The sequence below is a fragment of the Sorangium sp. So ce367 genome, from assembly GCF_051520455.1.
GTDB lineage: Bacteria > Myxococcota_A > Polyangia > Polyangiales > Polyangiaceae > Sorangium > Sorangium cellulosum_B.
Genome location: NZ_CP150334.1, coordinates 8,774,773 through 8,796,604, shown reverse-complemented (window position 1 = coordinate 8,796,604; position 21,832 = coordinate 8,774,773). Strand labels below are relative to the sequence as shown.

The 21,832-nt window shown below is 73.3% G+C and carries 16 protein-coding genes; 9 read left to right on the top strand and 7 right to left on the bottom strand.

Annotated elements, in window-relative coordinates; translation table 11 throughout:
* Positions 1–6: 6 nt before the first annotated feature.
* From WME97_RS33365 to WME97_RS33350, 4 genes are all read right to left on the bottom strand, one after another.
* Complete coding sequence (locus WME97_RS33365; RefSeq protein ID WP_437543517.1) at positions 7–1,512, bottom strand: FHA domain-containing protein; 1,506 nt, start codon at positions 1,510–1,512, stop codon at positions 7–9.
* Between the two features lie 306 nt (positions 1,513–1,818).
* Complete coding sequence (locus tag WME97_RS33360; RefSeq protein WP_437543515.1) at positions 1,819–2,505, bottom strand: TIGR00266 family protein; 687 nt, start codon at positions 2,503–2,505, stop codon at positions 1,819–1,821.
* A gap of 15 nt (positions 2,506–2,520) precedes the next feature.
* The gene (locus tag WME97_RS33355; RefSeq protein WP_437543513.1) at positions 2,521–3,189 is read right to left on the bottom strand and encodes a TIGR00266 family protein; all 669 of its coding nucleotides are present in this window, start codon (positions 3,187–3,189) and stop codon (positions 2,521–2,523) included.
* A gap of 20 nt (positions 3,190–3,209) precedes the next feature.
* A complete protein-coding gene (locus WME97_RS33350; RefSeq protein WP_437543511.1) occupies positions 3,210–3,905 on the bottom strand; it encodes a TIGR00266 family protein in 696 nt (231 codons plus the stop codon).
* Between the two features lie 159 nt (positions 3,906–4,064).
* Between WME97_RS33350 and WME97_RS33345 the strand changes: the two genes are divergently transcribed.
* Complete coding sequence (locus WME97_RS33345) at positions 4,065–6,653, top strand: protein kinase domain-containing protein (protein ID WP_437543509.1); 2,589 nt, start codon at positions 4,065–4,067, stop codon at positions 6,651–6,653.
* 2 nt (positions 6,654–6,655) lie between these two features.
* Here WME97_RS33345 and WME97_RS33340 read toward each other — a convergent pair whose 3' ends face one another.
* The 3 genes from WME97_RS33340 to WME97_RS33330 form a co-directional block, all read right to left on the bottom strand.
* On the bottom strand, positions 6,656–7,177 hold the full coding sequence (locus WME97_RS33340) for a hypothetical protein (RefSeq protein ID WP_437543507.1): 522 nt from the start codon (positions 7,175–7,177) through the stop codon (positions 6,656–6,658).
* Positions 7,178–7,186: 9 nt separating this feature from the next.
* Positions 7,187–9,022, bottom strand: a complete 1,836-nt coding sequence (locus WME97_RS33335; RefSeq protein ID WP_437543505.1) for an AarF/UbiB family protein — start codon at positions 9,020–9,022, stop codon at positions 7,187–7,189.
* A gap of 74 nt (positions 9,023–9,096) precedes the next feature.
* Positions 9,097–10,239 (bottom strand): serine hydrolase domain-containing protein, encoded by a 1,143-nt coding sequence (locus WME97_RS33330; protein ID WP_437543503.1) that lies wholly within the window; start codon positions 10,237–10,239, stop codon positions 9,097–9,099.
* 140 nt (positions 10,240–10,379) lie between these two features.
* On the opposite strand from WME97_RS33330, the gene WME97_RS33325 reads away from it, so the two are divergent.
* The 8 genes from WME97_RS33325 (at position 10,380) to WME97_RS33290 (ending at position 21,789) form a co-directional block, all read left to right on the top strand.
* Positions 10,380–11,252: a protein-L-isoaspartate O-methyltransferase family protein gene (locus WME97_RS33325; RefSeq protein WP_437543501.1), complete on the top strand. Its 873-nt coding sequence runs from the start codon at positions 10,380–10,382 to the stop codon at positions 11,250–11,252.
* A 202-nt stretch (positions 11,253–11,454) separates the two neighbouring features.
* Positions 11,455–12,603, top strand: coding sequence for an AAA family ATPase (locus WME97_RS33320; RefSeq protein WP_437543499.1), 1,149 nt, complete (start codon positions 11,455–11,457; stop codon positions 12,601–12,603).
* The gene (locus WME97_RS33315) at positions 12,600–13,385 is read left to right on the top strand and encodes a hypothetical protein (RefSeq protein WP_437543496.1); all 786 of its coding nucleotides are present in this window, start codon (positions 12,600–12,602) and stop codon (positions 13,383–13,385) included. The genes WME97_RS33320 and WME97_RS33315 overlap by 4 nt, the downstream gene beginning before the upstream one ends.
* 741 nt (positions 13,386–14,126) lie before the next feature.
* Positions 14,127–15,344 carry a type II secretion system F family protein gene (locus WME97_RS33310; RefSeq protein WP_437543493.1) on the top strand — a complete coding sequence of 406 codons (1,218 nt, stop codon included), beginning with the start codon at positions 14,127–14,129 and terminating at the stop codon, positions 15,342–15,344.
* Positions 15,344–16,819, top strand: coding sequence for a sensor histidine kinase (locus WME97_RS33305; RefSeq protein WP_437543491.1), 1,476 nt, complete (start codon positions 15,344–15,346; stop codon positions 16,817–16,819). Before WME97_RS33310 ends, WME97_RS33305 begins: the two co-directional genes overlap by 1 nt.
* Before the next feature lie 365 nt (positions 16,820–17,184).
* Positions 17,185–17,778 (top strand): MlaC/ttg2D family ABC transporter substrate-binding protein, encoded by a 594-nt coding sequence (locus WME97_RS33300; protein WP_437543489.1) that lies wholly within the window; start codon positions 17,185–17,187, stop codon positions 17,776–17,778.
* Positions 17,779–17,854: 76 nt separating this feature from the next.
* Positions 17,855–20,398 (top strand): tetratricopeptide repeat protein, encoded by a 2,544-nt coding sequence (locus WME97_RS33295; RefSeq protein WP_437543487.1) that lies wholly within the window; start codon positions 17,855–17,857, stop codon positions 20,396–20,398.
* Between the two features lie 110 nt (positions 20,399–20,508).
* Positions 20,509–21,789: an aspartate kinase gene (locus WME97_RS33290; protein ID WP_437543486.1), complete on the top strand. Its 1,281-nt coding sequence runs from the start codon at positions 20,509–20,511 to the stop codon at positions 21,787–21,789.
* Positions 21,790–21,832: the final 43 nt, after the last annotated feature.

Below are 21,832 nucleotides of genomic sequence, written 5' to 3'. Positions count from 1 at the left end.
CGGCGGCTACGGGCCCTTCTTCTCCAGCTTGTCCAGGGCCCCCGTCGCCTTGTCGCGGCAGACCGCGTCGCCCTGGTGGATGCAGATCGCGCGCAGCAGCTTGATCTCGCTGGCCGACGCCTTCCCGTTCCAGACCTTCGGCTCGAGCGCCCGCCGCTGCGCGGGGTACGAGCTCGAGTCGAGGCCAGAGCTCGCCGGCGCGGCGCCCGAGGCCGAGGGCGCCGGCGCCGAGGCCGAAGCGGAGGGCGTGGGCGCAGGCAGGGGCGCGGGTTGCGGCAGCCAGGGCGCCGGCGAGCCGACGTGCTGCGGCACCGGCTCCGGCTCGGGCGGCGCCTCGGGGTCGACCTGCCGCCGCATCTCGGCCACCCGCGCGCGGAGCGCCGTCGGGACGCCCGTCGTCTTCGCGATCTCGTTGAGCAGCGCGAGCTTGTCCGCCTTGGTTCCGGCCTGCTCGACCTGCCGGAACATCCCCTCCGCCCAGCGCTCCTCGATCTCCTTGAAGCGCGGCGTCTCCCGGACCGGCGACGTCTCGGCGATCTCCTGCAGCTTCCGGTGCGCGGCGTCGATGTCCCCCGAGCGGAGGTGCTCCTGCGCTGCGTCGAGGATCTTCGCGTCGTCGCCCGCCTGCGCCGCCACCACGGGCCTCACGTCTGGCTCGGGCGTCGTGGACCCGTGCGACCGGGCGCGCGTGGCCACGATCACGGCGATGACGACGAGCAAGGCGACCGCGAGCAGGAGCCCCATCGCCTTGCTCGCCCCGCCGAGCGAGCGGGACGACTGCGCGGAGGGGGCCACGCTCCCGTAGGCGCCCGGCGCCACGCCAGGCCCGCCGTCCGGCCCCGCGCGAAAGATCTTGCCAGCAGCGACGAAGCGGAGGCGGACGTCGCCGAGCTCGAGCGCGTCGCCCGCCTCGAGCAGGCCCCGCTTGAGCTCGACGCCGTTGATGCGCACGCCGTTCGCGCTCTGCTTGTCGACGACCTCGTAGCGGCCGCTGCCGAGGCTGATGAGCTCGGCGTGCAGGCGGCTCACGGAGCTGTGGTTGATCGAGATGGTCGCGTCCTCGGAGCGCCCGATCGTGAAGCGCTCGCCGTCGAGCGGGAACTCCGCGCCGGGGGTCGGGCCGACGACCATGACGAGCCGGTTCGGGCGGGTGTGGAGCGGAAGGTGCGCCGTGCTGCGGCTGCCCGGCGGCGGCGTCGGGCTCGTCACGGCGGACGAGAGCGCCTCATCGACGATCTCGATGCGGTAGTCGCCGAGCTGCACGAGGTCGCCGTGGCGCAGGTGCTGCTCGCCGTTGACGCGCCCGCCGTTGACGTACGTGCCGTTGTAGCTGTCGAGATCCCGGATGACCCAGCCCTGGCCGTTCTTGGCCAGCGTGGCGTGGGTGCGCGAGACGTTGCGATCGGTCAGCCGGATCGAGTTCGACTCTCCGCGTCCGAGCGCGTACTCCTCATGGGCGAGGGGGAGCCCCGTCTGTTTCCCCTCGTCATCCTCGATCGTCAGCTTCCACATAGCGGGTTCGGGGTACTCAGGCGGGGCCAGGCTCGCCCCGCGAGCCCCTGTGGATCCGTGGCACCCACCGGTCGCCGTACGAGCCTCCTCAGCGAGGCGGGACTACTTTAGCGAGTCCGCCTCCGGGAAGGCAATGACGGCGCGCCGGCCCATGGCGGACGGCCGGGACCGCGCCGTCGCCAGCGCCGAAATCCACGAGCGCGTCTCGGATCGTCGCGCGCGCCGGGCAAGCACCGGGCGGGCCGGGCAGGCCGCCCGCCGGCGCGGCGATCCCGGAAGGCCAGGCCGGACCTCGGGCGGGCGGAGCTAGTGGCCGCCGCCCACGGGCCGGAACGGGTGGAGGAACGCCGAGAGCGCTCCCGGGTTCCGGGTCTGCAGCCAGAGCCTCCCGTGCCCCTGGAACTCGCAGACGAGCCCCTCGCCGGACAGGAACAGGCCCTTCAGGCCCGACAGCTTGCGCACCTGGTACCTCAGGCCCTCGGTGAACGCGAGCAGATGGGTGTTGTCGCAGAGATAGCCCTCGTGCTGGCGACCGACGTCGATCGCGTGGATACCGCCGTAGCTCGAGAACCAGATCAGCCCCTCGCCATACGCCCGGAGCAGCGACAGGCCGCCGGCGAAGAAGCCCTTGGCCCCCTGCCACTTCGTGTCGAGCGTGATGCCGGGCGTGGAGGCGAGATAGGCGCCCGACTGGAGGAACACCTCCATGCCCGAGCGCAGCACGAGGCGCTCGATCGAGCCCTCGGGGGCCGGCGCGAGCCGCATCGACTGCATGGGCGCCGTCGCCGTGAAGGTGCTCTGGAAGAGGCTCTCTCCGGCCGTCATCCTGCGCTTGAGCGCGCTGGCGAGCCCGCCCTGCAGGCTGGTCTTCATGTCGATGGCCGCGTCGCGCGCGACCATCGCGCCGCTCTCCGCGACGATCTGCTCGCCGGCGTGCTCGAAGGTCACGTGGAGCACGCCGAACTCGGGGTTGCCTCGGATCTCGTCGCGCACGCCGTCCCCCGATCTCTAGGGCTGCCGCGGGGCGAGCCGCGCGCCGATCGCCGCGCCGTACCTGCCGGCGTTGCGCGACTGGACCCACAGGCTGCCGTTCCCCTCGACGTGGCAGACGAGGCCCTCGCCCGAGAGCCACGTGCCGAGCCACGTCGACGTGCTCTTGCCGATCCGGCAGGCGAGCGTCGACTCCCACGCTGCGATGTGCCCCGTGTCGACGACGACGTGGCCTCTCACCTCGAGCTCCTCGAGCGCGCCGAACGCGCCGATGATCATCTGCCCCTGCCCCGCCGTCTCCAGCGCGAAGAGCCCCGCCCCCGAGAAGAAGCCGCGCAGGCCGGACGAGCGCGTCCTCACCTCGACATCGGGGCTGGACGCGACATAGGCGCTGCTCTGGACGCACCATTGCCGGTCACCCACCTCCAGCACGGCCATGTCCCCGGACAGCGGTGTCGCGAACAGCACCTCTCCGCGCCCGCCCTCCGCGGCGAACGCGTTCCTGTAGAAGGACTCTCCGGCCAGCATCCGCTTCAAGCCCGACATGATGCCGCCCGACTGCGTCTCCACGCGCACGTTCGTCGACATGCCCACGAGCGCGCCGCTCTCGGCGAACACGCGCTCGCCCGGGTCGAGCCAGCACTGCGCGAGGGCCTGGGAGGGACGGTAGAGAAGATTCACCTGCATCGGACGTCTCCGCCGCTCCCTCAGGGCGGGAGCAGCGGCGCGAGCCACCCCACGAGCGCGCCGGCGCTGCGCGACTGGATCAGCACGCGGCCGCGGCCCGAGAGCTCGCACACCACGCCTTCGCCAGAGACCATGAAGCCCATGAGCCCGCCGCCAGGGCTCCTGATCTTGAGCGCGAGCGACGCGTCGAACCCGACGAGGTGCCCGCTGTCCACGACGAGCGAGCCGTCGCAGGCGAGCTCCTCGATCGCCCCGTAGCTCGTGATCCAGAGATCCCCGACGCCGGAGGCCTCGATGAAGAAGACGCCCTCCCGCGCGAGGATGGCGCGCAGCCCACCCCAGCGCACCTTGACGTCGACGTCGCCCGCGCTCGCGAGGTACGAGCCCGCGCCGAAGAGCACCGCCTCTCCCTCGAGGCGGACGTGCTTGATGCCGCCGCTGAGCGGCGGGGCGAGCCACACCCACCCGCCCTCCGGCGCCTCGATCCGGTTCACGAAGAACGTCTCGCCCCCCGCGAACTTCCGGAGCAGCGCGACGAAGAACGCCTTGAGCCGCCCGAGGAGCCCGGCCCCGCGGCCCGCGTTGAGCCGGACCTCCGTCCGCAGGCTCGGCGACCGCGCGACCATCGCGCCCGCCTCCGCGAGCAGCGCCTCGCCCGGATCGAGGCTCACCTCCAGCAGAGAGGACGACGGCTCATGCTTGGTGCGATGCTGCATTCGTCCACCCGCGGAGCGCGTACATATAACGGAGCGACGCCAGGAGCGGAAGCGGGAAGAAGGTATGTCGAGGTGAGCAGGACGCGGCGAATTTCATGTTTTCTGTCCGGTGGTTCGCTCGCGCTGACTTCTCCCCTTCAGCATGGGTAGACTGAACGCGTGAGCGACAGGCGACTGACGGCCTCCGAGCCGACGCCCCGCACCGAGCCGCGCAGCGAGCCGAGCCATGGGTCTGGCTTCGTCGCGGCGCCTCAGCGCATCGCCGGGCGCTACGAGATCCTCGGCCTGCTCGGCACCGGCGGCATGGGCAGCGTGTACCGCGTCCGCGACGTGGAGCTCGACGAGGTGGTCGCCCTCAAGATGCTCCGCCGTGATCTCGCTGACTCCGCCGGCATGCTCGAGCGCTTCCGGCAAGAGGTGAAGCTCGCGCGCCGCGTCACGCACAGGAACGTGGCGCGGACGTTCGACTTCGGCGACCACGACGGCGAGAAGTTCCTCACGATGGAGTGCGTCGAGGGCGAGTCGCTGCACAGCGTCCTCGCGCGGACGGGCCCGATGCCGTCGCAGCAGGCCATCGGCATCGGCTGCTCGCTCTGCGACGGGCTCGGCGCCGCGCACGCGGCGGGCATCGTGCACCGCGACCTCAAGCCCGAGAACGTCCTCGTCGACAGGAACGGGCGCGTCGTCATCACCGATTTCGGCATCGCGCGCACCTCGTCCGGGCCGAGCGCCGCCGAGTCGCAGGGCTTCGTGCTCGGCTCCCCCGCGTACATGTCGCCGGAGCAGCTGACCGGCGAGCCCGACCTCGACGCCCGCACCGACATCTACGCGCTCGGCATGATCCTCTTCGAGTGCCTCACCCACCGGCGCGCGTGGCCGGGCGCCGGCGCGATCGCGGCCGCCATGTCCAGGCTCAAGTCCCCGCCGCCCGACCCGCGCTCGGTCCGTCCGGACGTGCCCCTCGCCGTCGCGGACGTCGTCCTGAGGTGCATGGCGATCCGCCGTGAGGACCGCTACGCCAGCGCGGCCGAGGCCCACCGCGCGCTCCTGCTCGCGCGCTCGCGCCTGTCGATCGCCCCGCAGCCGGCCCAGTCGCTCGTGTCCGCGATCGCCGCGTCGTCGGCCACGGCCGCGCCGACGGCGCCGCAGCCGATCGAGCAGAACCCGACCCGGGTCGCCGCGTCGCCGGTCGAGGCGGTGACGGCGCCGCAGCGGCGGCTCAACTCGCCCACGCTGGCGGCGCCCGCGCCCGTGCTCACGCCCGCGCCGACGCCGACGTCGTCGCTGAAGACGGTCGCCGTGCTCCCGTTCCGCAACGTCGGCGCGCCGGACGACGAGTACCTCGCCGACGGCTTCACCGAGGACCTCACCGACACCCTGTCGATGACCGCCGGCCTCAAGGTCCGGCCGCGCGCAGCGGTCTCCCGGGTGCGGCTCGACGGCCGCGATCCCAGGGATGTCGGCCGCGAGCTCGGCGTGCAGGTCGTCGTCGAGGGGTCGATCCGCCGCACCGGCGGCGGCGGCTACGCGCCGGATGGGCCGCGCTCGCAGCCCTCCGCGCCGTACTCGCGGCCGGCGTCGCGCATGCCGCCTGGCGGCGTGCGCGTCACCGTGCGCGTCATCGGCGTCGAGGACGGGTTCCAGCTCTGGGCGAAGCGGTTCGACAGCTCGCCCGAGGCGCTGCTCACGGTGAGCGACGACGCGGCGGGCGCGATCGCCGCGGCGCTCACCGTCGACGCCGCCAGCCGCGAGCGCGAGTCGCCGAGCGACCCGCGCGCGATCGACCTGTACCTGCGCGCGCGCCACCAGATGCGGCGCCTCTGGTACGGGGACGCCGCGCCGGCCGTGGCGCTGTTCGAGGAGGCGCTGTCGTTCTCCCCGAACGATCCGAGCATCCTGTCCGGCTACGCGATCGCCTTCGCGCGGCTGATGGGCGCGCGGGGCGAAGGCGCGGCGCAGTTCGCGAAGGCGCAGCAGGCCGCCGAGCGGGCGATCGCGCTGGCCCCCGCGCTCGGCGAGCCGTGGGTGGCCCTCGCCACGGTGCGCTTCAGCGCGGGCGATCCGGTCGGCGCCGTCCCGGCGCTGCGCAAGGCGCTCCAGTGCGCGCCGAGCCTGGCCAAGGCGCACGAGCTGCTCGGCCGCATCCTCCTCGAGGCGGGGCTCGTCGACGAGGCGATGTTCCGGCTCGACACGGCGCTGGCGCTCGATCCGAGCGAGCCGTTCCCGCGCTGGGAGCTGGCGCGCGGCCGCGCGCTGCTCGGCGACTGGCCGGCGGCCGGCGTGCTGCTCGACCTGCCGGCGGAGGACCCGTCGAGCCGCTTTCACAAGGCGGTGATGCGCGCCCGCTTCGGGCTGTGGCGCGGCGCCGCGTTCCCCATCGACGATCTGCCGCTCGCGATGGAGACCATCCCGATCCAGTACGCGCGCATCTACCGCGACGTGCTCGCGACGTCGCGGCTCTCGGACGAGCAGCGGGCGTTCCTGAGCGCGAAGGCGGACAGCTCCGAGCCGGGCAGCCGGCTGCGCCCGCTCTTCTTCCAGATGTACGCCGAGATCCTCGCCTTCCTCGGCGACGACGACGCGCTCTTCCGCGTGCTCGCCGGCGCGGTGGACGCGGGGCTCTTCGACGCCTTCTGGATGCAGCGCTGCACGGTGCTCGACCGCGCGCGCGCGGACGCGCGCTTCGCCCCGCTCCTCGCGCGCGTCGAGGAGCGGGCGGCGGCGATCATCGCCGCGTTCCGGGGCTGAGCTCAGCTCCTGCGCGCGTTCTTGGCCGCCTTGGAGACGGCGGGCATCAGCAGATCGCCCTCCACGTGGCCGGAGACGTCCAGGATGGTGCGCCCCTCCGCGTCGCGCCCGGGGCGCTCACGCGTGTAGCGATCGGCGGGCGCGGCGAGCACCACGCCGAGGTCGCGCGCGGCGCCGGTGAGCTCGGCCGAGAGCGCCTCCTCGACGAGGCGGGCCCGCTCGCCGCTCGACGAGCCGGCGGGGATGACGACGGCCACCGAGCCCGCGACGACCCCGTCCTTCGCGAGCAGCCCGTGCGGCGAGCCGGTCGTCTGCGCGAGCTTCAGCGCGACGCGCGCCGCCTCGCAGCGGTCGCGCGCGGCGGCGAGCGACGCGGCGCCGCGGCGGAGGATCTCGCGCGCGTCCTCCGCGGGAACGCCGCGGTACTTTTCGGCGAGCTCCGCGTTCGCCTCCCTGATCCGCGTCACCTCGGCCTCGGCGGCCGCGACGTCGGCCTCGTACTGGGACAGATCGATCGAGCTCATGGCGTGTCGTCACCCTCGGTTCGTGAGCAGGAGGCTCCCTGCGAGCAGCGCGCCGGCCGCAGCGGCGCCGTAGAGGCAATAGCGCGCGAGCGCCGCCTGGCCAGCCAGGTGCAGCTGGAGCCCCGCGAAGCCGGCGGCGATCGCGAGCGCCGCGTAGATGAGCTGGCGCACCCCCGTATAGACGAGCGACGCGGCCTGGGCGAGGCCGCGGATCTTCACCTCGGCCTCGCCGCGGTTGGCGCGCGTGAGGTACTTGCGCAGGTCGTCCGGGATCGTCAGCGCCTTGATCCCCATGTCCTTCGCCGCCTCGAGGGCGATCTGGGCCCAGTCGCGGCTGCCGAGGACGAAGTCCTGCAGGTAGGGGCGCACGACGTCCATCGGGTTCAGGTCCGGATCGAGCTGCGTGCAGACGCCGGTCAAGAGGAGGAGGGTGCGCTCGAGCAGCACGAAGTCGCGCGGCACGTGGAACGCGCCGGAGAGCTCCTTCAGCCCGATGTTCATGCGCCGGAGGTCGATCAGGCTCTCGATGCCCTTCTGCGGGTCGAGCTTGATGTCCTTCAGGTTGAACGACTCGAGCTTCACCTCGTCCTGGAAGCGCTGGTGGAAGAACTCGACGACCTTCTCGCTGACGTCGACGGCGTCCCGCCGCGAGAAGAAGCGCATCTTGCGCAGCGCCTTGATGATCCCCTCGGTGTCGCGGCGGATCACGGCCTCGAGGAACTCGGGGATGCCCTCGCGCATCTCCTGGGACAGCTCGGCGACCGCGCCGAAGTCGAGCAGGACGAGCTCCCCGTCCGGCCCGACCAGCATGTTCCCCGGGTGCGGATCCGCGTGGTAGACGCCGTCGATGAAGATCTGCTGGCAGAAGACCTGCACGATCTGCCGGGCGAGCGCCTTGCGATCGACGCCGTGCGCGTCGAGCGCCGCGACGTCGCCCACCTTGATGCCCTCGACGAACGTCGTCGTCATCACCCGGCGCGTGCAGTAGGCCTCGATGGGCCGGGGGAACCGGACCTGCGGCTGCTTCGCGAAGTTGTCGGCGATGCGCACGATGTTCCTGGCCTCGCGCACGAAGTCGAGCTCCTCCAGGATCATCGAGCGGATCTGGTGGTAGTAGGCGTCGAGCCCCTGCACGGGGACGAACTGCGCGACGATCGCCATGATGCGGCGGATGGTGCGCAGGTCGAGGCGGACGATCTCGTCGATGTCGCGGTGCTGCACCTTCACGGCCACGCGCGTGCCGTCCATGAGCCACGCCTCGTGCACCTGGCCGAGCGACGCGCTCGCGAGCGGCTCCCTGTGGAAGCGGGCGAAGACCTCGCCGATGGGGCGCCCGAGCTCCTCGGCGATGCGCGCCTCGATCTCCTCGTAGGGGCGGGGCGGCACCTGGTCCTGCAGCCCCTCGAGCCCCGCGCGCAGGGTCGCGGGGAGGAAGTTCGCCATGATGCTGAGCATCTGGCCGACCTTGATGAAGAGGCCCTGGAGCTCGACGATCGTGCGCTCGATGCGGCGGGCGTTCTTCGCGTGGACCTCGTCCACGCGGTTGTTCGCCCACGTCTCCCCGAAGAGGCGGCGGAGGAAGAAGAACCAGAGGTAGCTCGCGATGACGGTGAACGTCGTCAGGTAGGCGCGGACGAAGCGGCCGCTCTGCGCGGCGTTCTGGCGGAGCGAGCTGGGCCTCGCGGCGGGGGTCTGCGCGCGCCGCGGCGCCCTGGCGGATCCGGGCGGCGGGGCGTGGCCCGCGTCGGGAGGTCTCGGCGCGCCGTCCGCGCGCGGCGGCTCTGCGGGCGGGCGAACCAGCCCGGGGGACGGGCCCAGCTCTTCGGGGACGGCGCCGTGTGACACCGCGGCAGCCTAGCATCGCTCCGCGCCGGCCCGCGAAAACGCGGGAGCGATGCGGCGCGCCATCCGCCTTCGCGTCATCGCGCCCGCGCCATGGCCTCCACGATCGCGTCATAGACGGCGGGCCGCGCGCGACGGATCGCGTCGGAGGCGCGCGTCGGGTGGACGCGGTTCGTGAGCAGCACGCCGACGAGCTCCGCTTCCGGATCGATCCAGAGGCTCGTCCCGGTGAAGCCGAGGTGGCCGAAGGTCTGCGGGCCGAAGCGCGCGCCGGAGCTCGGCCTCTCGCCGCTCCTGCCGTCGAACCCGGCGCGCAGCGACCCGCCCGGGCGCGGCGCGATCAGCCGCTCAACCTCGTCGCGCGAGAGCCACTCCTGGCGCTCGCCCGCGAGCGCCTCGAGCAGCGCGACCCCGAGCCGCGCCACGGACATGGCGTCGCCGAAGAGGCCCGCGTGCCCGGCCATCCCGTCGCGCGCGATCGTCCAGGCGTTGTCGTCGTGCACCGCGCCGCGGAGCACGCCCCCGCGGAACGCGACGTCCTCGGTGGGGACGACGCGCTCGTCGAAGCGCGGATCGCGCCGCCGGAGCGCGCGGACCGGCGCGACCGCGAGCCCGAGCGGGCCCGTCACCTCGCGCGCGACGACCTCGTCGAGCTCGGCCTCGCCGCGCCGCGCGACCGCGGCGCCGAGCAGCAGGTACCCGAGGTCGCTGTATACCGGCGGGAACCCGCCGGCGGGCGGATCTCCCTCGCACTCCGCGCGGCGCCCGTTCGCGCACTCGAGCAGCGCGCCGAGGGGATCGATCGGCGCGTCGTCGCCGGGCGGATGGAGCGGGCGGTGCGCCTCGAGCCCGGCGCGGTGGGCGGCGAGGAGCTCGAGCGGCACGCGCGCCGATCGCGTGCCGGCGAGCTCCGGCAGCACCTGCCCGAGCGGCTCGTCGAACCTCAGCTTGCCGGCGCGGGCGAGCCGGGCGAACGCGAGCGCGGTGAACGGCTTCGTCACCGACGCCAGATCGAAGATCGCGTCGCCCGTCGCCGCGGCCGGCGTCGCGTTGCGGGCGCCGGCCGGCGGGCTGTCTTCCTGCCACAGCCGTCCAGCGGCGCCCGCTCCGTACCGGACGTTGTCTCGCGTGCGCATGGCTGCGGCGACGCAAGCGCAGGGCGCGGCGCGGTGCGCTTCGATCGCGAGCGCTGCGATCGGCGTGAGATCGACGGGGGTCATGGCCGAGGATGAGGAGGGCGGGGCGCCCGTGTCAAACGAGCTCTGGCGGCCGGACGGATGAGCCGGGCGACGCGTGGACAATCGCGACGCGTTCCCTGAAAGATCGAGCCGCACCGGCGGTCCTGCTTCAGGATCTCCCCGTGGCTTCTCCCGTGGGCACCGAAATACGCGCCGCCGTCGCGCCGCTCGCCGCGCTCGCGGCGAGGTACGACGATCGCCGGCCCGATCGCTGGGAGCCGGTCCCCGAGCGGCTCGACGCGGCCATCGCGTCCGACGTCGAGCTCGCCGAGGCCGGCCGCGTCGCGCGGGCGCCGCTCGTGGCGGAGCTCGCGCGCCGCTTCGAGTTCCTCGCCCACTACCTGGACGCGATCCTGCTCGTGCCGCGCGAGCGCTTCGTCCTGCCGGAGGATCTCGCCGCGTCGGCGGACGACACGCCGCTGCCGCTCGACCGCGCGGGTCACGCGACCGTGAGCGCGCCGCACGCGTACCTGCTCACGTACAGCCTGCTCGATCTCGGTCCGGGCGATCGCCTGCTCGAGCTCGGTACGGGCACCGGTTACGGGGCGGCGCTCGCGCGGCGCATCGTCGGCCCGACCGGGCACGTCGCTTCGATCGAGATCGACCCCGTGCTGCACGCGCGCGCGGCGCGGTTGCTCGGCGCGCGACCGGATCGCCAGGAGGGCGACGAGGCGCTGGCCAGCGCCGCCGCGCCGTTCGACGAGGGCGCGGGCGTCACGCTGCTGTGCGGCGACGGGCGCTCGCTCGCCGAGCGCGTGCTCGCGGGCGAGCGGGCGTCGTCGTCGGAGCGGCCCTGGAAGGTCGCGGTGACGTACGCGCTGACCGAGCCTCCCGCGGCGCTCGAGGCGCAGCTGAGCGACGGTGGCGTCCTTGTCGCGCCGGTCGGCGCGTGGGAGGGCCACCAGGAGCTCGTGCGTGTCGAGCGCCGGCAGGGCGCGCTCCTCCGCGAGGTGCACGGCGCGGTCCGCTACGTGGCGGAGCGCGGGCGCGGGTAGGCTTCGGCGATGCCGGGGAGCGCGGCCGCTGTCGATGTGTCGGCCCGCGTCCGCCCGGTGCATCGCGCGCAGGTGTGCGTTCGATGGCTGTCGGAGGCTGGTCATGCGCGCCGTAGGGCCTCCTGGTTCACGGCGACGCGCCGGAGCGGCGCGGGTAGGCTCCTGTACCCGCCCCCGATCTCGGGTTAACGAGAAAGCGGCGATGCTGACGGAAGCAAACTTCAAGAATTTCAAGCTGCTTCGAGACGTGAGGCTGCCTCTCGGTCGGCTCAACGTGCTGGTCGGCGCGAATGCAGTGGGTAAGAGCACCGTGCTGGAGGGGATGCACTACCTGCTCCAGCTCGCCGCCGCGAAGCCCGGGTGGTCCGCGACCATCGGTCCGGGGGCGCTCTTCGGGGGCAAGCGCGCGGTGGAAGACCTGGTCGCTAAGCCGGACGCCACCGAGCTCGAGCTGGGAGCTGTCCTGGAGGACGGAAGGAGATTCCGTCTTCTCGCACGGACCGTGAAAAACGAGGAGCCCGAACCTGAGTGGCTCCGCCTGCGGTCCGGCGCGGAAGGGCAGGAAACGGAGCTCGGTGTGCCTTGCGACGACCAGGAGGAAGAACGGCTCTTCTTTCGAGGCCCCCGCGAGGCGAAGCTCGGATCGGTCGCCCGGCTCAAGCTGCACGCCGAGACGCTCGCCGCGGAGCACTACTCTGAAGAGGAGATCCCAGGCGTCGGACACGACGGTGAGGGTCTGGCTTCCGTGTTGCAGTACCTGCAGGGGCTGCGTGACGGAACCCTGGAAGTGATCGAACGGGATCTCGCGACCATCGTCCCCGGCGCGCGGCGTATCCGCGCGCTCCCTGCCCGCGTCCGGCGCCGGGAGAAGCAACGGATATCCGTCGGTGGCCAGGACTTCTGGGCCGAGCAGTCGCGCGAGATCACCGGCGCCCGCTTCGAGGTCGAGTGGGAAGGGCTGGGGTGGGTGCCCGCCGGTCAGCTCTCCGAGGGGACGCTGCTTGCGCTCGGCCTGATCACGGTTGTGCGTTTCGACGCACCGCGCCTCGTCCTGCTCGACGATCTGGACAAGGCGCTTCACCCGATCGCGCAGCGCAAGCTCGTCGCGCACCTCCGAGGCATCCTCGACGCGACGCCTCACCTGCAGATCGTGGCGACGAGCCACTCGCCGTTCTTGCTCGACGAGCTGCGCATGGACGAGGTCCTCGTGATGAGCCGCGGCGGTGAAGGGGGCTCGGCGCTGCGCCGGCTCGATGAGCACCCGACATCGCAGAAGCGGGGCGCCTATCTTCGCCCGGGTGAGCTGTGGAGCCTCGTCGGCGAGGGATGGGTGAGCGAGGGGCGAGAGTGAGCGCTGTCGGCATCGGTATCGCCGCCGAGAGCGCTGGCGATACGCGGATCATCCAGAAGCTCGTCGACCGCATGCTCATCGACCGGATAGCGTGGGTGAAAGAGACCGTCGAGGCGTGTCAAGGCTCGATGACGGATCCCCTTTCACCGTGCCGGAGCTGGCAGGGGGTGGAGGGCTTCGGCTGGCTCGATCTTCATGGCGCCTGGAAACGCGCTCGGGAGCGCGGCCTCCGCATCTATGGTTCCTTCGAAGGAGAGCGGGGCGAGGAAGATGCGCAAATGCACCGAGCCGCGCTCCTGCTCTTCGCGGAGGAGACCGAGCCCCCCGTAGCCGTGGTGATCGCGCGGGACCTGGACGGCAGGGAGGAGTGCGCCGATGGCTTCGCCCAGGCGGTAGCGGCTGGGAGCTGGCCGTTCGATGTCGTCATCGGCGCCCTCCCGGAGCCCGAGATCGAAGCCTGGCTGGTTGCGGCGTGGGTCCCCGAGGACGACGCGGAAGGCCAGCGGCTTGATGCGCTCCGCCGTGAGCTCCACTTCGACCCCTGCGTGCAGCCCGAGCGACTCACCTCGCAGAACGAAGCGGACCGCAAGGATGCCAAGCGGGTCCTCGCGGTGCCGACGACCACGGGGCGAGATGCGGACGCGCGTTGGGCCGACGTGCTCATCGAGCGCCTCGAAGCGAGCGGTGCAGGGTGTGGCCTCGCGCGCTTCGTGCGCGAGGTGAGCGAGCGTCTCGTTCCGGTCGTGGAGCGCGGCGGAGCCTCGGCATCCGGCCTGCGGTGACCCATCCGGACCGGACGCCCCGTTCTCCGGACAACGGGAGCCATCTCACGATCCCGCGCAGGCGGTCTGTGCCGTCCGGGTGGATGTGTCCCACGTCAGTGTGACACACAGCCTGTCTAGATGGCACACCCTCGTGTCCAGATGGCACACCCTCGTGTCCCGATGACCCATCTTCCTGTCCCGATGACCCGCCATCGTGTCCCTGTGCGAGCGGTTGCAATCCGGGCTCATGGCTCAGGGCCATCGCGATCTGCTGGATGCGGCAGGGCTGGATCGAGGTGAGCGCCGGCGGGGGTCTCCGCGCGGCGGGGGCGGGTGGGCGCGGCGAGCACCGACCGAGGTACCATCCGGTGTCGGGGGGCGCGGCGTCTCAGGCGCGCCTTGTGTGGCGCGCGACGAAACGTTCCAGGTGGAATGGCCCGAAGGGAGACATGCCGGGCGGTGTTCTCAGCGCAAGCTCTCCCGCTCCGGTCTTGGCGGATGGCCGAGCGCCCGCCCGCCCCCGCCGCGCGGAGACCCCCGCCGGCGCGTGCTGCTCGGCGCGGCGCCCTCTCCCTCCCTCTCTTCCTTCCTTGCCCGTCCCATCGCACCGCCCCCCACCGCCCCCCCTGCCGGATCAGAGAACGCGCCACCGTCTTTGACCCTGGACCGCCTGGAACTTTATCCTGGCCTCCCCAAGGCGGGGCCGCCCCTGCGCGTCGGCTAGGCCCGTCGTGGATCAGGGAGAAGACCGGGAGCACTATGGCGGAGTTCGTTTGGGAGGCGCGCGGCCGCACCGGAGAGATCCGGAAGGGCACCATGGAGGCCGAGAACGAGGCGGCGGTGCAGAACCGCCTCCGCGCTCAGCAGCTCAACCCCACCCGCGTCAAGAAGAAGGGGGCGCAGCTCAGCCTCAGCCTGAGCTTCGGCTCGGGCGTCGAGCCGAAGGACCTCGTCAAGTTCATCCGCCAGTTCGCGACGATGATCGACGCGGGCCTCCCGCTGGTCCAGTGCCTCGAGATCCTGGCGAACCAGGAGCCGAACAAGGTCTTCCAGGCGGCGCTGAAGGACATCAAGAACACGGTCGAGCAGGGCGCCACGTTCAGCGACGCGCTCCGGCGCCACCCGAAGATCTTCGACGACCTGTTCGTCAACCTCGTCCAGGCCGGCGAGGTGGGCGGCATCCTCGACAGCATCCTGAACCGGCTCGCGATCTACATCGAGAAGCGCGTGAAGCTCGCGCGCCAGGTGCGGGGCGCGCTCGCGTACCCGATCGCCGTCATCGTGATCATGGTCGTCGTCATGGTCGTGCTGATGTCGTTCGTCATCCCGTCCTTCGAGACGATGTTCGCGGAGTTCGGCGCGAAGGACGCGCTCCCGCAGCTCACGAAGATCGTCATCGCCGTCTCGAAGACGTTCGTCACCTACCTGCCGCTCATCGTGGTCCTGACCGCGGCCGCGGTCTTCGGCGCGACCTACTTCTACCGCTCGCCGTCCGGCAAGCGGATGGTGCACCGCCTCATCCTCAGGCTCCCCATCATCGGCCCGGTCATGCAGAAGATCGCCGTCGCGCGGTTCTCGCGCACGCTCGGCACGCTGCTCGGCTCCGGCGTGCCGATCCTCGACGCGCTCGACATCGTCGCGAAGACGGCCGGCAACGTCGTCGTGGAGGAGGGCCTCATGTACTCCCGCCAGAAGATCTCCGAAGGGAAGAACATGGCCGAGCCGCTCGGCGAGATGCAGGTCTTCCCTGGCATGGTCGTGCAGATGGTCGCGGTCGGCGAGCAGACCGGCGCCCTCGACACGATGCTCAACAAGATCGCCGACTTCTATGAAGAGGAGGTCGACGTCGCCGTCGCCGCGCTGACGTCGCTGCTCGAGCCGCTCCTCATGGTCATCGTCGGCGGCATGGTGGGCGTCGTGCTCATCTCGATGTACCTGCCGATCTTCGATCTCGCCGGCAAGATCAAGGCGGAGTGATGTCGCCCGCGGCCTCCCCGGCGAGCCCGGGCGGCGAGGCCGGGGCGCCGCGAGATCACGCCGAGGCCGCGCCGTCGCGCGCCTCGGCGCCGGCGATGCTGCTCCCGTCCGGCGCTCCCGGCGGCGCCGAGGCGCCGCTCGCGAGCCGGCTCACCTGGCTCATCGCGCTGCGCCTCGCGGTGCTCACCGTCTTCCTCGTCGTGACCGCGGCGGTGTACCTCGGCGGCTTCACCCCCGGGAGCTTCTCCAGCAACGTCGCGCTGGTCACGGTCGCCGCCGCGTACGGCGTCTCCGGCATCTACGCCGTGTTCCTGCGCATGAACCGCGCCCTCCGGGCGATCGCGCGGGCGCAGCTCGTGACTGATCAGATCACCTGGACCGCGCTCGTGTACATCACCGGCGGGGCCTCGAGCGGCGCGACGTCGCTCTACGGCCTCACCTGCCTCACGGGGGCGATCCTCCTCGGGCTCCCCGGCGCCATCGTCGCCGCGGCGTCGGGGGCGGCGGCGTACCTCGTCCTGTGCGCGGCGCTCGGGCTGCACCTCCTCGGGGTGCCGCCGGATCAGCCCGCCGGGGCGTACGCGACGCAGTGGGGCGAGCTGCGGTACCCCATGTTCGTCAACCTGCTCGCGATCCTGGTGGTCACGCTGCTCGCGAGCTACCTGGCGGAGCGGCTGCGCGCGACGGGCGGCCGGCTCGTGCAGGCCACCGCGCGGGCGGAGCAGGCCACCGCGCGGGCGGAGCAGGCCGAGCGGCTCGCGGCGCTGGGCCGCCTCGCCGCGGGGCTGGCCCACGAGATCAGGAACCCGCTCGGCTCGATCGCGGGGTCCATCGAGCTCCTCCGCACGGGCGGGACGCTCTCCGACGAGGACCGCAAGCTCTGCGAGATCATCGAGCGCGAGACCGCGCGCCTGAACGACCTCGTGGGCGACATGCTCGATCTGTCCCGCCCGCGGGTGCCCACGCTCGAGGGCGTGGACCTCTCGGCGACGGCCCGCGACGTCGTCGTGCTCGCGGGGCGCTCGGGCCGCGGCAGCGACGTCGAGGTGCGCTTCGATGGGCCGCCGTCCGCGCCGGTGACCGCCGACGCGGCCCAGATGCGCCAGGTCGTCTGGAACCTCGTGCGGAACGCGATCCAGGCGAGCTCCGCGGGCGCCGTCGTGACCGTGCGCCTCTGGCGCGACCCGAGCGCCTGGCTCCTGGAGATCCGCGACCAGGGGCGAGGCATCCCCGCGGGCGCCCGCGATCGCCTCTTCGACGCGTTCTTCACGACCCGCACGCACGGCATGGGCATCGGCCTGGCCGTGGTGAAGCGGATCCTCGACGATCACGGCTTCGCGATCGAGGTGGACAGCCGCGAGGGCGAGGGGACCGCGTTCCGGGTGAGGGTCCCGGACCGGCCGCCGGAGTCCGGCGGCGCGGAGCGCCTCGCCGTCGCCGCGGAGCTCTCCCCACGATCGCGCCCGGCGGGCTGACGCGGAGCCCGCGCGGCCGCGGTCGATGCATCGTCACATCGGACGCGTGGCGCTCCGTTCACGCCCCGCTGCGCCGCGCACGAGCTTCTCCGGGCGCCCAGCCGGGAGATTGCGGCCGAGCCCGCCGCCGCGCGTGAATAGGCCGCCGAGGCGGTCGTCTGCCCCTGGGGAGCGGGCCAGTGCAGCCGGATTGCTGTCTCTTTTCGCGGTGTTCATGGAGAGCAGGGGCGGGACGTCGCCAGGCCACCGGGCCCTGCGTCCGACCTGGCAGGCCGTTTGCGTAGGACCAAGGTGAGCAGTAGAAGCCTCCCGAGGCGCGCTCGCTGCCCGCAGCCACAGAAGGAGAACCATACGTGACACGCAGGATGAACCATCTCTTCGCGGCGACGTTCTCGCTGCTCGCGCTCACGCTCGGGCCGGTGGGCCTCGCCAGCGCCGGGCCGGCGACGGACGTCGTCAAGGCCAGGCAGACGGCCCTGTTCGACCTCCTGAAGAAGGGGGGAGGCGAGAACCAGAAGAAGGTGGGCGCGGTCTTCGACGAGATGCTCGATTACTCGGCGCTGGCGGAGGCCTCGCTGGGCAGCGAGTGGGCCGCGCGGACGGACGCCGAGAAGCAGCAGTTCAGCGAGCTCCTCAAGCAGCTCGTGCGCAAGGCCTACGAGCGCAACCTGAAGAAGACGCTCGACTTCAACGTCGAGTACCTCAGCGAGACTCCGAGCGGTGGCGCCATCATCGTCAAGACCAAGGCCGTCTCCAGGAAGGACGCGCGCGAGGAGCCGGTCGAGATCGCCTTCAAGCTCTCCGAGAAGGGCGGCGTCTGGCGCGTGCAGGACATCGTCACCGAGGGCGTCAGCCTGGTGGGGAGCTACCGCGCCCAGTTCACGAAGATCATCAAGAAGGACGGGTTCCCGGCGCTCATCCAGAAAATGAAGGACAAGCTCGCCAAGGGCGACGTCTGACCCCCCCCCGCGCCGCGTCCGGCGCGATCGCCGTGAACTCGCCTGAAATGCCGCCGGGTTGATACCCTTGGCGGGTATGGCTGCTGGACAGAGGCGCGGCCGGCCGGCGCGCGCGCTGGGCCTTGCGCCGTCGATCCGCGCGCTCGCGCCCGGCGGCGGCGCGGCCCCGCGCCCGCCCGACGACCGTCCTGTCCTCCGGCTTGCCGTCAGCAAGGGCGCGCTCGCCATCGAGCTCGGGGAGCCGTTCGCGCTCGGTCCGCTCCGCGTCACCGAGCTCGTTGTGCGGCTCGCCGGGATCCGGTTCCCCGTCGACCTCTCCGGCGGCGTGGCGCGCTTCCGGCACCGGCGTGGCCAGCTCGTCCGGCTCTCCGTCGAGGCGCAGGGGACCGAGCTCGCCGGCTGGGCCGCGCCGCGGCTCCGCGGCCTCCTCGGCGACGGCGCGCCGCAGCTCATCATCGCGCCCATCGAGGACGGCGCGCTGGTCGCGCTGCGATCCGGCGAGACGGCGCTCGCGTTCGACGTCGCCGTGGCCCCGGGGGAGCGCGCGCTCAGGCTCCTGCCGGAGCGCGCCCGCGGCATCGGCCTCGCCGCCCCGCCGCACGCGCTCGCGCTGCAGGCGCTCTCGATGATGGCGGGTACGCACGGGCGCCTCGTCGAGGGCGCGATCGTTCTGGACGCCGCGGTCGAGCGGATCGTCCGCCTGCTCCTGCCCGCGGCGGGCGCGAGGGCGCCCGCCGTGGACGGGGTGCAGTGGGCCGTGGTCACCGCGGAGGCGGGCCGCTTCCGCGCCGAGGGCGCGCTCGGCGCGGCGCCGCCCGCGCTGGGCGACCGCGCGCTCAGGGCGCTCGAGGCGGCCGAGCTCGCGGGCGCCGCCGACGAGCTCGCGTTCGCGGGCGGGCTCGACGAGGCGCGGCGCGCCTACCTCGCCGCGCTGGAGCGCGCCCCGCGGCACCCCGAGATCTCCTCGCGCCTCGCCTGGCTCGACCTCGTGATCGGCGAGCGCGCCGAGGGGGCGCTCTCGACCGTCGTCGACGCCATGCCCGCCGTGGACGCCGGCCTCCTCGGCGGCGCGCTCCTCGAGGCGGTCGGCGATCATGACGGCGCTTTCTCCGCGCTCGCGCGCGCCGCGCACGCGGAGCCTTACGGCCCGCTCGCCGCGCTCGCGTGGCTGCGCGCGGCGGCGCTCGCGGACGCCGTCGACGTGCGCCTCGACGCGCTGAACCTCGGCGTGGCGCGCGCGCCCGGGATCGAGGCGCTGCGGTGGGCGCGATTCCACGCGCGGCTCGACGTCGCCGACGTGCGCGGCGCGCTCGCGGACGCCGAGCACCTCGAGGCCTCCGCGCGCGGCGCCGCGGCGCGCCACGCCGTGTCTCGCCGGGCCGCGGAGGCGTTCCTCGCGCGGGGCGACGTCGCCGACGCGCGGGTGCTCTTCGAGCGGGCGCTCCGCTACGCGCCGGAGAGCCCCGACGTGGTCGCGGGCCTGGCGCGCTCGCTGCGGGCGGCGGGGGAGGGGAGGCGCGCGCTCGACCTCCTCGCCCGGGCGCGCGCCCTCGCCGCGCGCAGCGGCGCGCCCGCGTGCGCGCTCGATCTCGAGCTCGGCCGCGGCCTCGCGGAGATCGCGGGGGATCTCCCGGCGGCGATCGCGCGCGTGCGGAGCGTCCCGCCCGGCGTGCCGGAGGCGCTGGAGGCGCGGCTCCTTGAGGGCCGCTGGTGCGCCGGGCTCGGCGATCTCGGGGGAGCGTCGGTCGCGCTCGGGCGGCTGCGCGACGCGGTGGAGCTCGCCCTCCAGGGCCGCGCGGACGACGCGGGCACCGCTCGCGCGAGGGGAGCGCCGTTCGGCGACGGCGCCGCCGCCGTCGCGGCCCTGCTCGCCGAGGCCGCCGAGATCGAGGAGCGAACCCGGGGGGATCTCCTCGCGGCGCAGCGACAGCTAGGCCTCGCGCTGCGCCTCAGGCCGCGCGATCCGGGCATCACCGCCGCGTTCCGCCGCGTCTCGGGCGAGATCGCGCCGCCGATCGCGCCTGCCCCGGCGGCGCCGCCTGACCCGGTCCAGCGGCCCCGCGCGGCCGAGCAGCGGATCGAGGTCCACGTCGCCGCCCCGCGCCGGCGCACGCTCCCGCCCGAGCCGGTGGTGATCGCTCCGGCGCCGAACAAGCCTCCCCCTGTCCCCCGCGCGCCGGCCTCCCCGCCCAAGGCCGCGCCGATCGACCCCGGGACCATCGACGAGATGCCCACGCTCGATGGTACCGACACGTCGACCGACCTCACGGCGCCCATCCCCAGCAGCGTCACGCTGGCGGAGGGGCAGGTGCCGCTGGCCCGCGTGTTCGGCGTCGACGACGAGCTCTTGGCCGAGCGGCTGGCCGATCGGCTCCGCGCCGATCCCGCCGACCAGGGGGTGGCGATGGCGCTCGCCGATGTGCTCGAGCGGCTCGGTCGCGATCTCGATCTCCTCGCCCTGCTCTCGGCGCGGATGGAGGAGGGGGACGACGCCGTCCGCCTGGAGGTCGCGCCGCGGCGGCGCGACGTGCTCGCGCGGCTCGCTGCTCGGGCGCGGGCCGAGGGGCGCGACTCCGAGGCGGAGCTCTACGAGATGCTGCTCCAGAGCGAGCTCGCCTGAGCGCTTCCTCGCGGCCGCGCCCTCGCGGCGGAGGCGCGCGCTTGGCCCACGCGCCGCGCCCGTGATAGCCCGAGCTCTTGCGCAGCGCGCGCAGCGCTTGGAGGTGCAGCATGGCCGAGCAGCCGTCGAACCGCGCCCAGCAGGAGGGCTCGCCGTGCGAGCCGGGCGCCTCGCCCGCGAAGGCGGGCCGTCCGATCATCGTGCAGAAGTATGGCGGCTCATCGGTCGCCGACGTCGACAGGATCGGCAAGGTCGCCGAGCGCGTCGTCGCCGCGAGGCGCGCCGGCAACGACGTCGTCGTCGTGGTCAGCGCGATGGGCAAGACCACCGACGGCCTGCTCGCGCTCGCCCGGCAGGCGGCGAGCGCGGCCGCGGATCCCCCCCGGCGCGAGCTCGACATGCTGCTCTCGACCGGCGAGCGCGTGTCGATGGCGCTCCTCTCGATCGCCATCCAGGCCCGGGGCTTCGAGGCGATCTCGTTCACGGGCTCCCAGTCCGGCATCCTCACGAACGATCGCCATTTCGACGCGCGCATCATCGAGGTCCGCCCGTTCCGCATCGAGGACGAGCTCGCGCGCGGCCGCATCGTGATCGTCGCCGGCTACCAGGGGATGAGCTACCGCCGCGAGATCACGACGCTCGGCCGCGGGGGCTCCGACACCACGGCCGTGGCGCTCGCGGCGGCGCTGGGCGCCGAGCGCTGCGAGATCTACAGCGACGTCGACGGCGTGTACTCGGCCGACCCGCGGGTCGTCCCGGACGCCCGTCATCTGCCCGAGCTCGACTGCGCAGTCCTCCAGGAGATGGCCGAGTGCGGCGCGAAGGTCGTCTGCGCCCAGGCGGTCGAGTGGGCGCGGCGCTCCGGCGTGGCCCTGTACGCGCGGTCGACGTTCGACGCCGGCCCCGGCGCGCGGGAGACGGTGGTGCGCCGGTTCGCGCCGGGCTCGGCGCCTCCGGCGCTCGCGGCGCGCGCGATCGTCGCCGAGGGCAACGTCGTCCTCGCGCGGGCTGACGGCGGGCTCCGGCTCGACGAGGTCCTCCGCGCGGCGGGCGAGCTCGGGCTGGGCTTCCGGGATCTCTCCTTCGGTCACGGCGGCGGCGCGTTCGTGATCCCCCTCCTCAACGTGCCCGAGTGGCAGGGGGCCAGGCGAAAGCTCGCCGCGCTGCTGCCGTCGCTCGAGCTCGTCGAGGGGCTCGCGGCGGTCAGCGTCGTCGGCGACGGGCTCTCCGCGACGGCGGAGCCGCTCGCGCGCTTCGTGGAGGTCCTCGCGCGCGCCGGCATCGCGCCTCGGTTCACGATCGCGGGCCCCCTGCGCCTCGGCGCCCTCGTCGACGCCGCGGACGTCGCGGCCGCGCAGCGCCTGCTGCACGCGGCGTTCGTCGGCGGCTGAGCGCACCGCTCGCGAGGCGAGCGATGTGCGAGCGCGGCGAGCC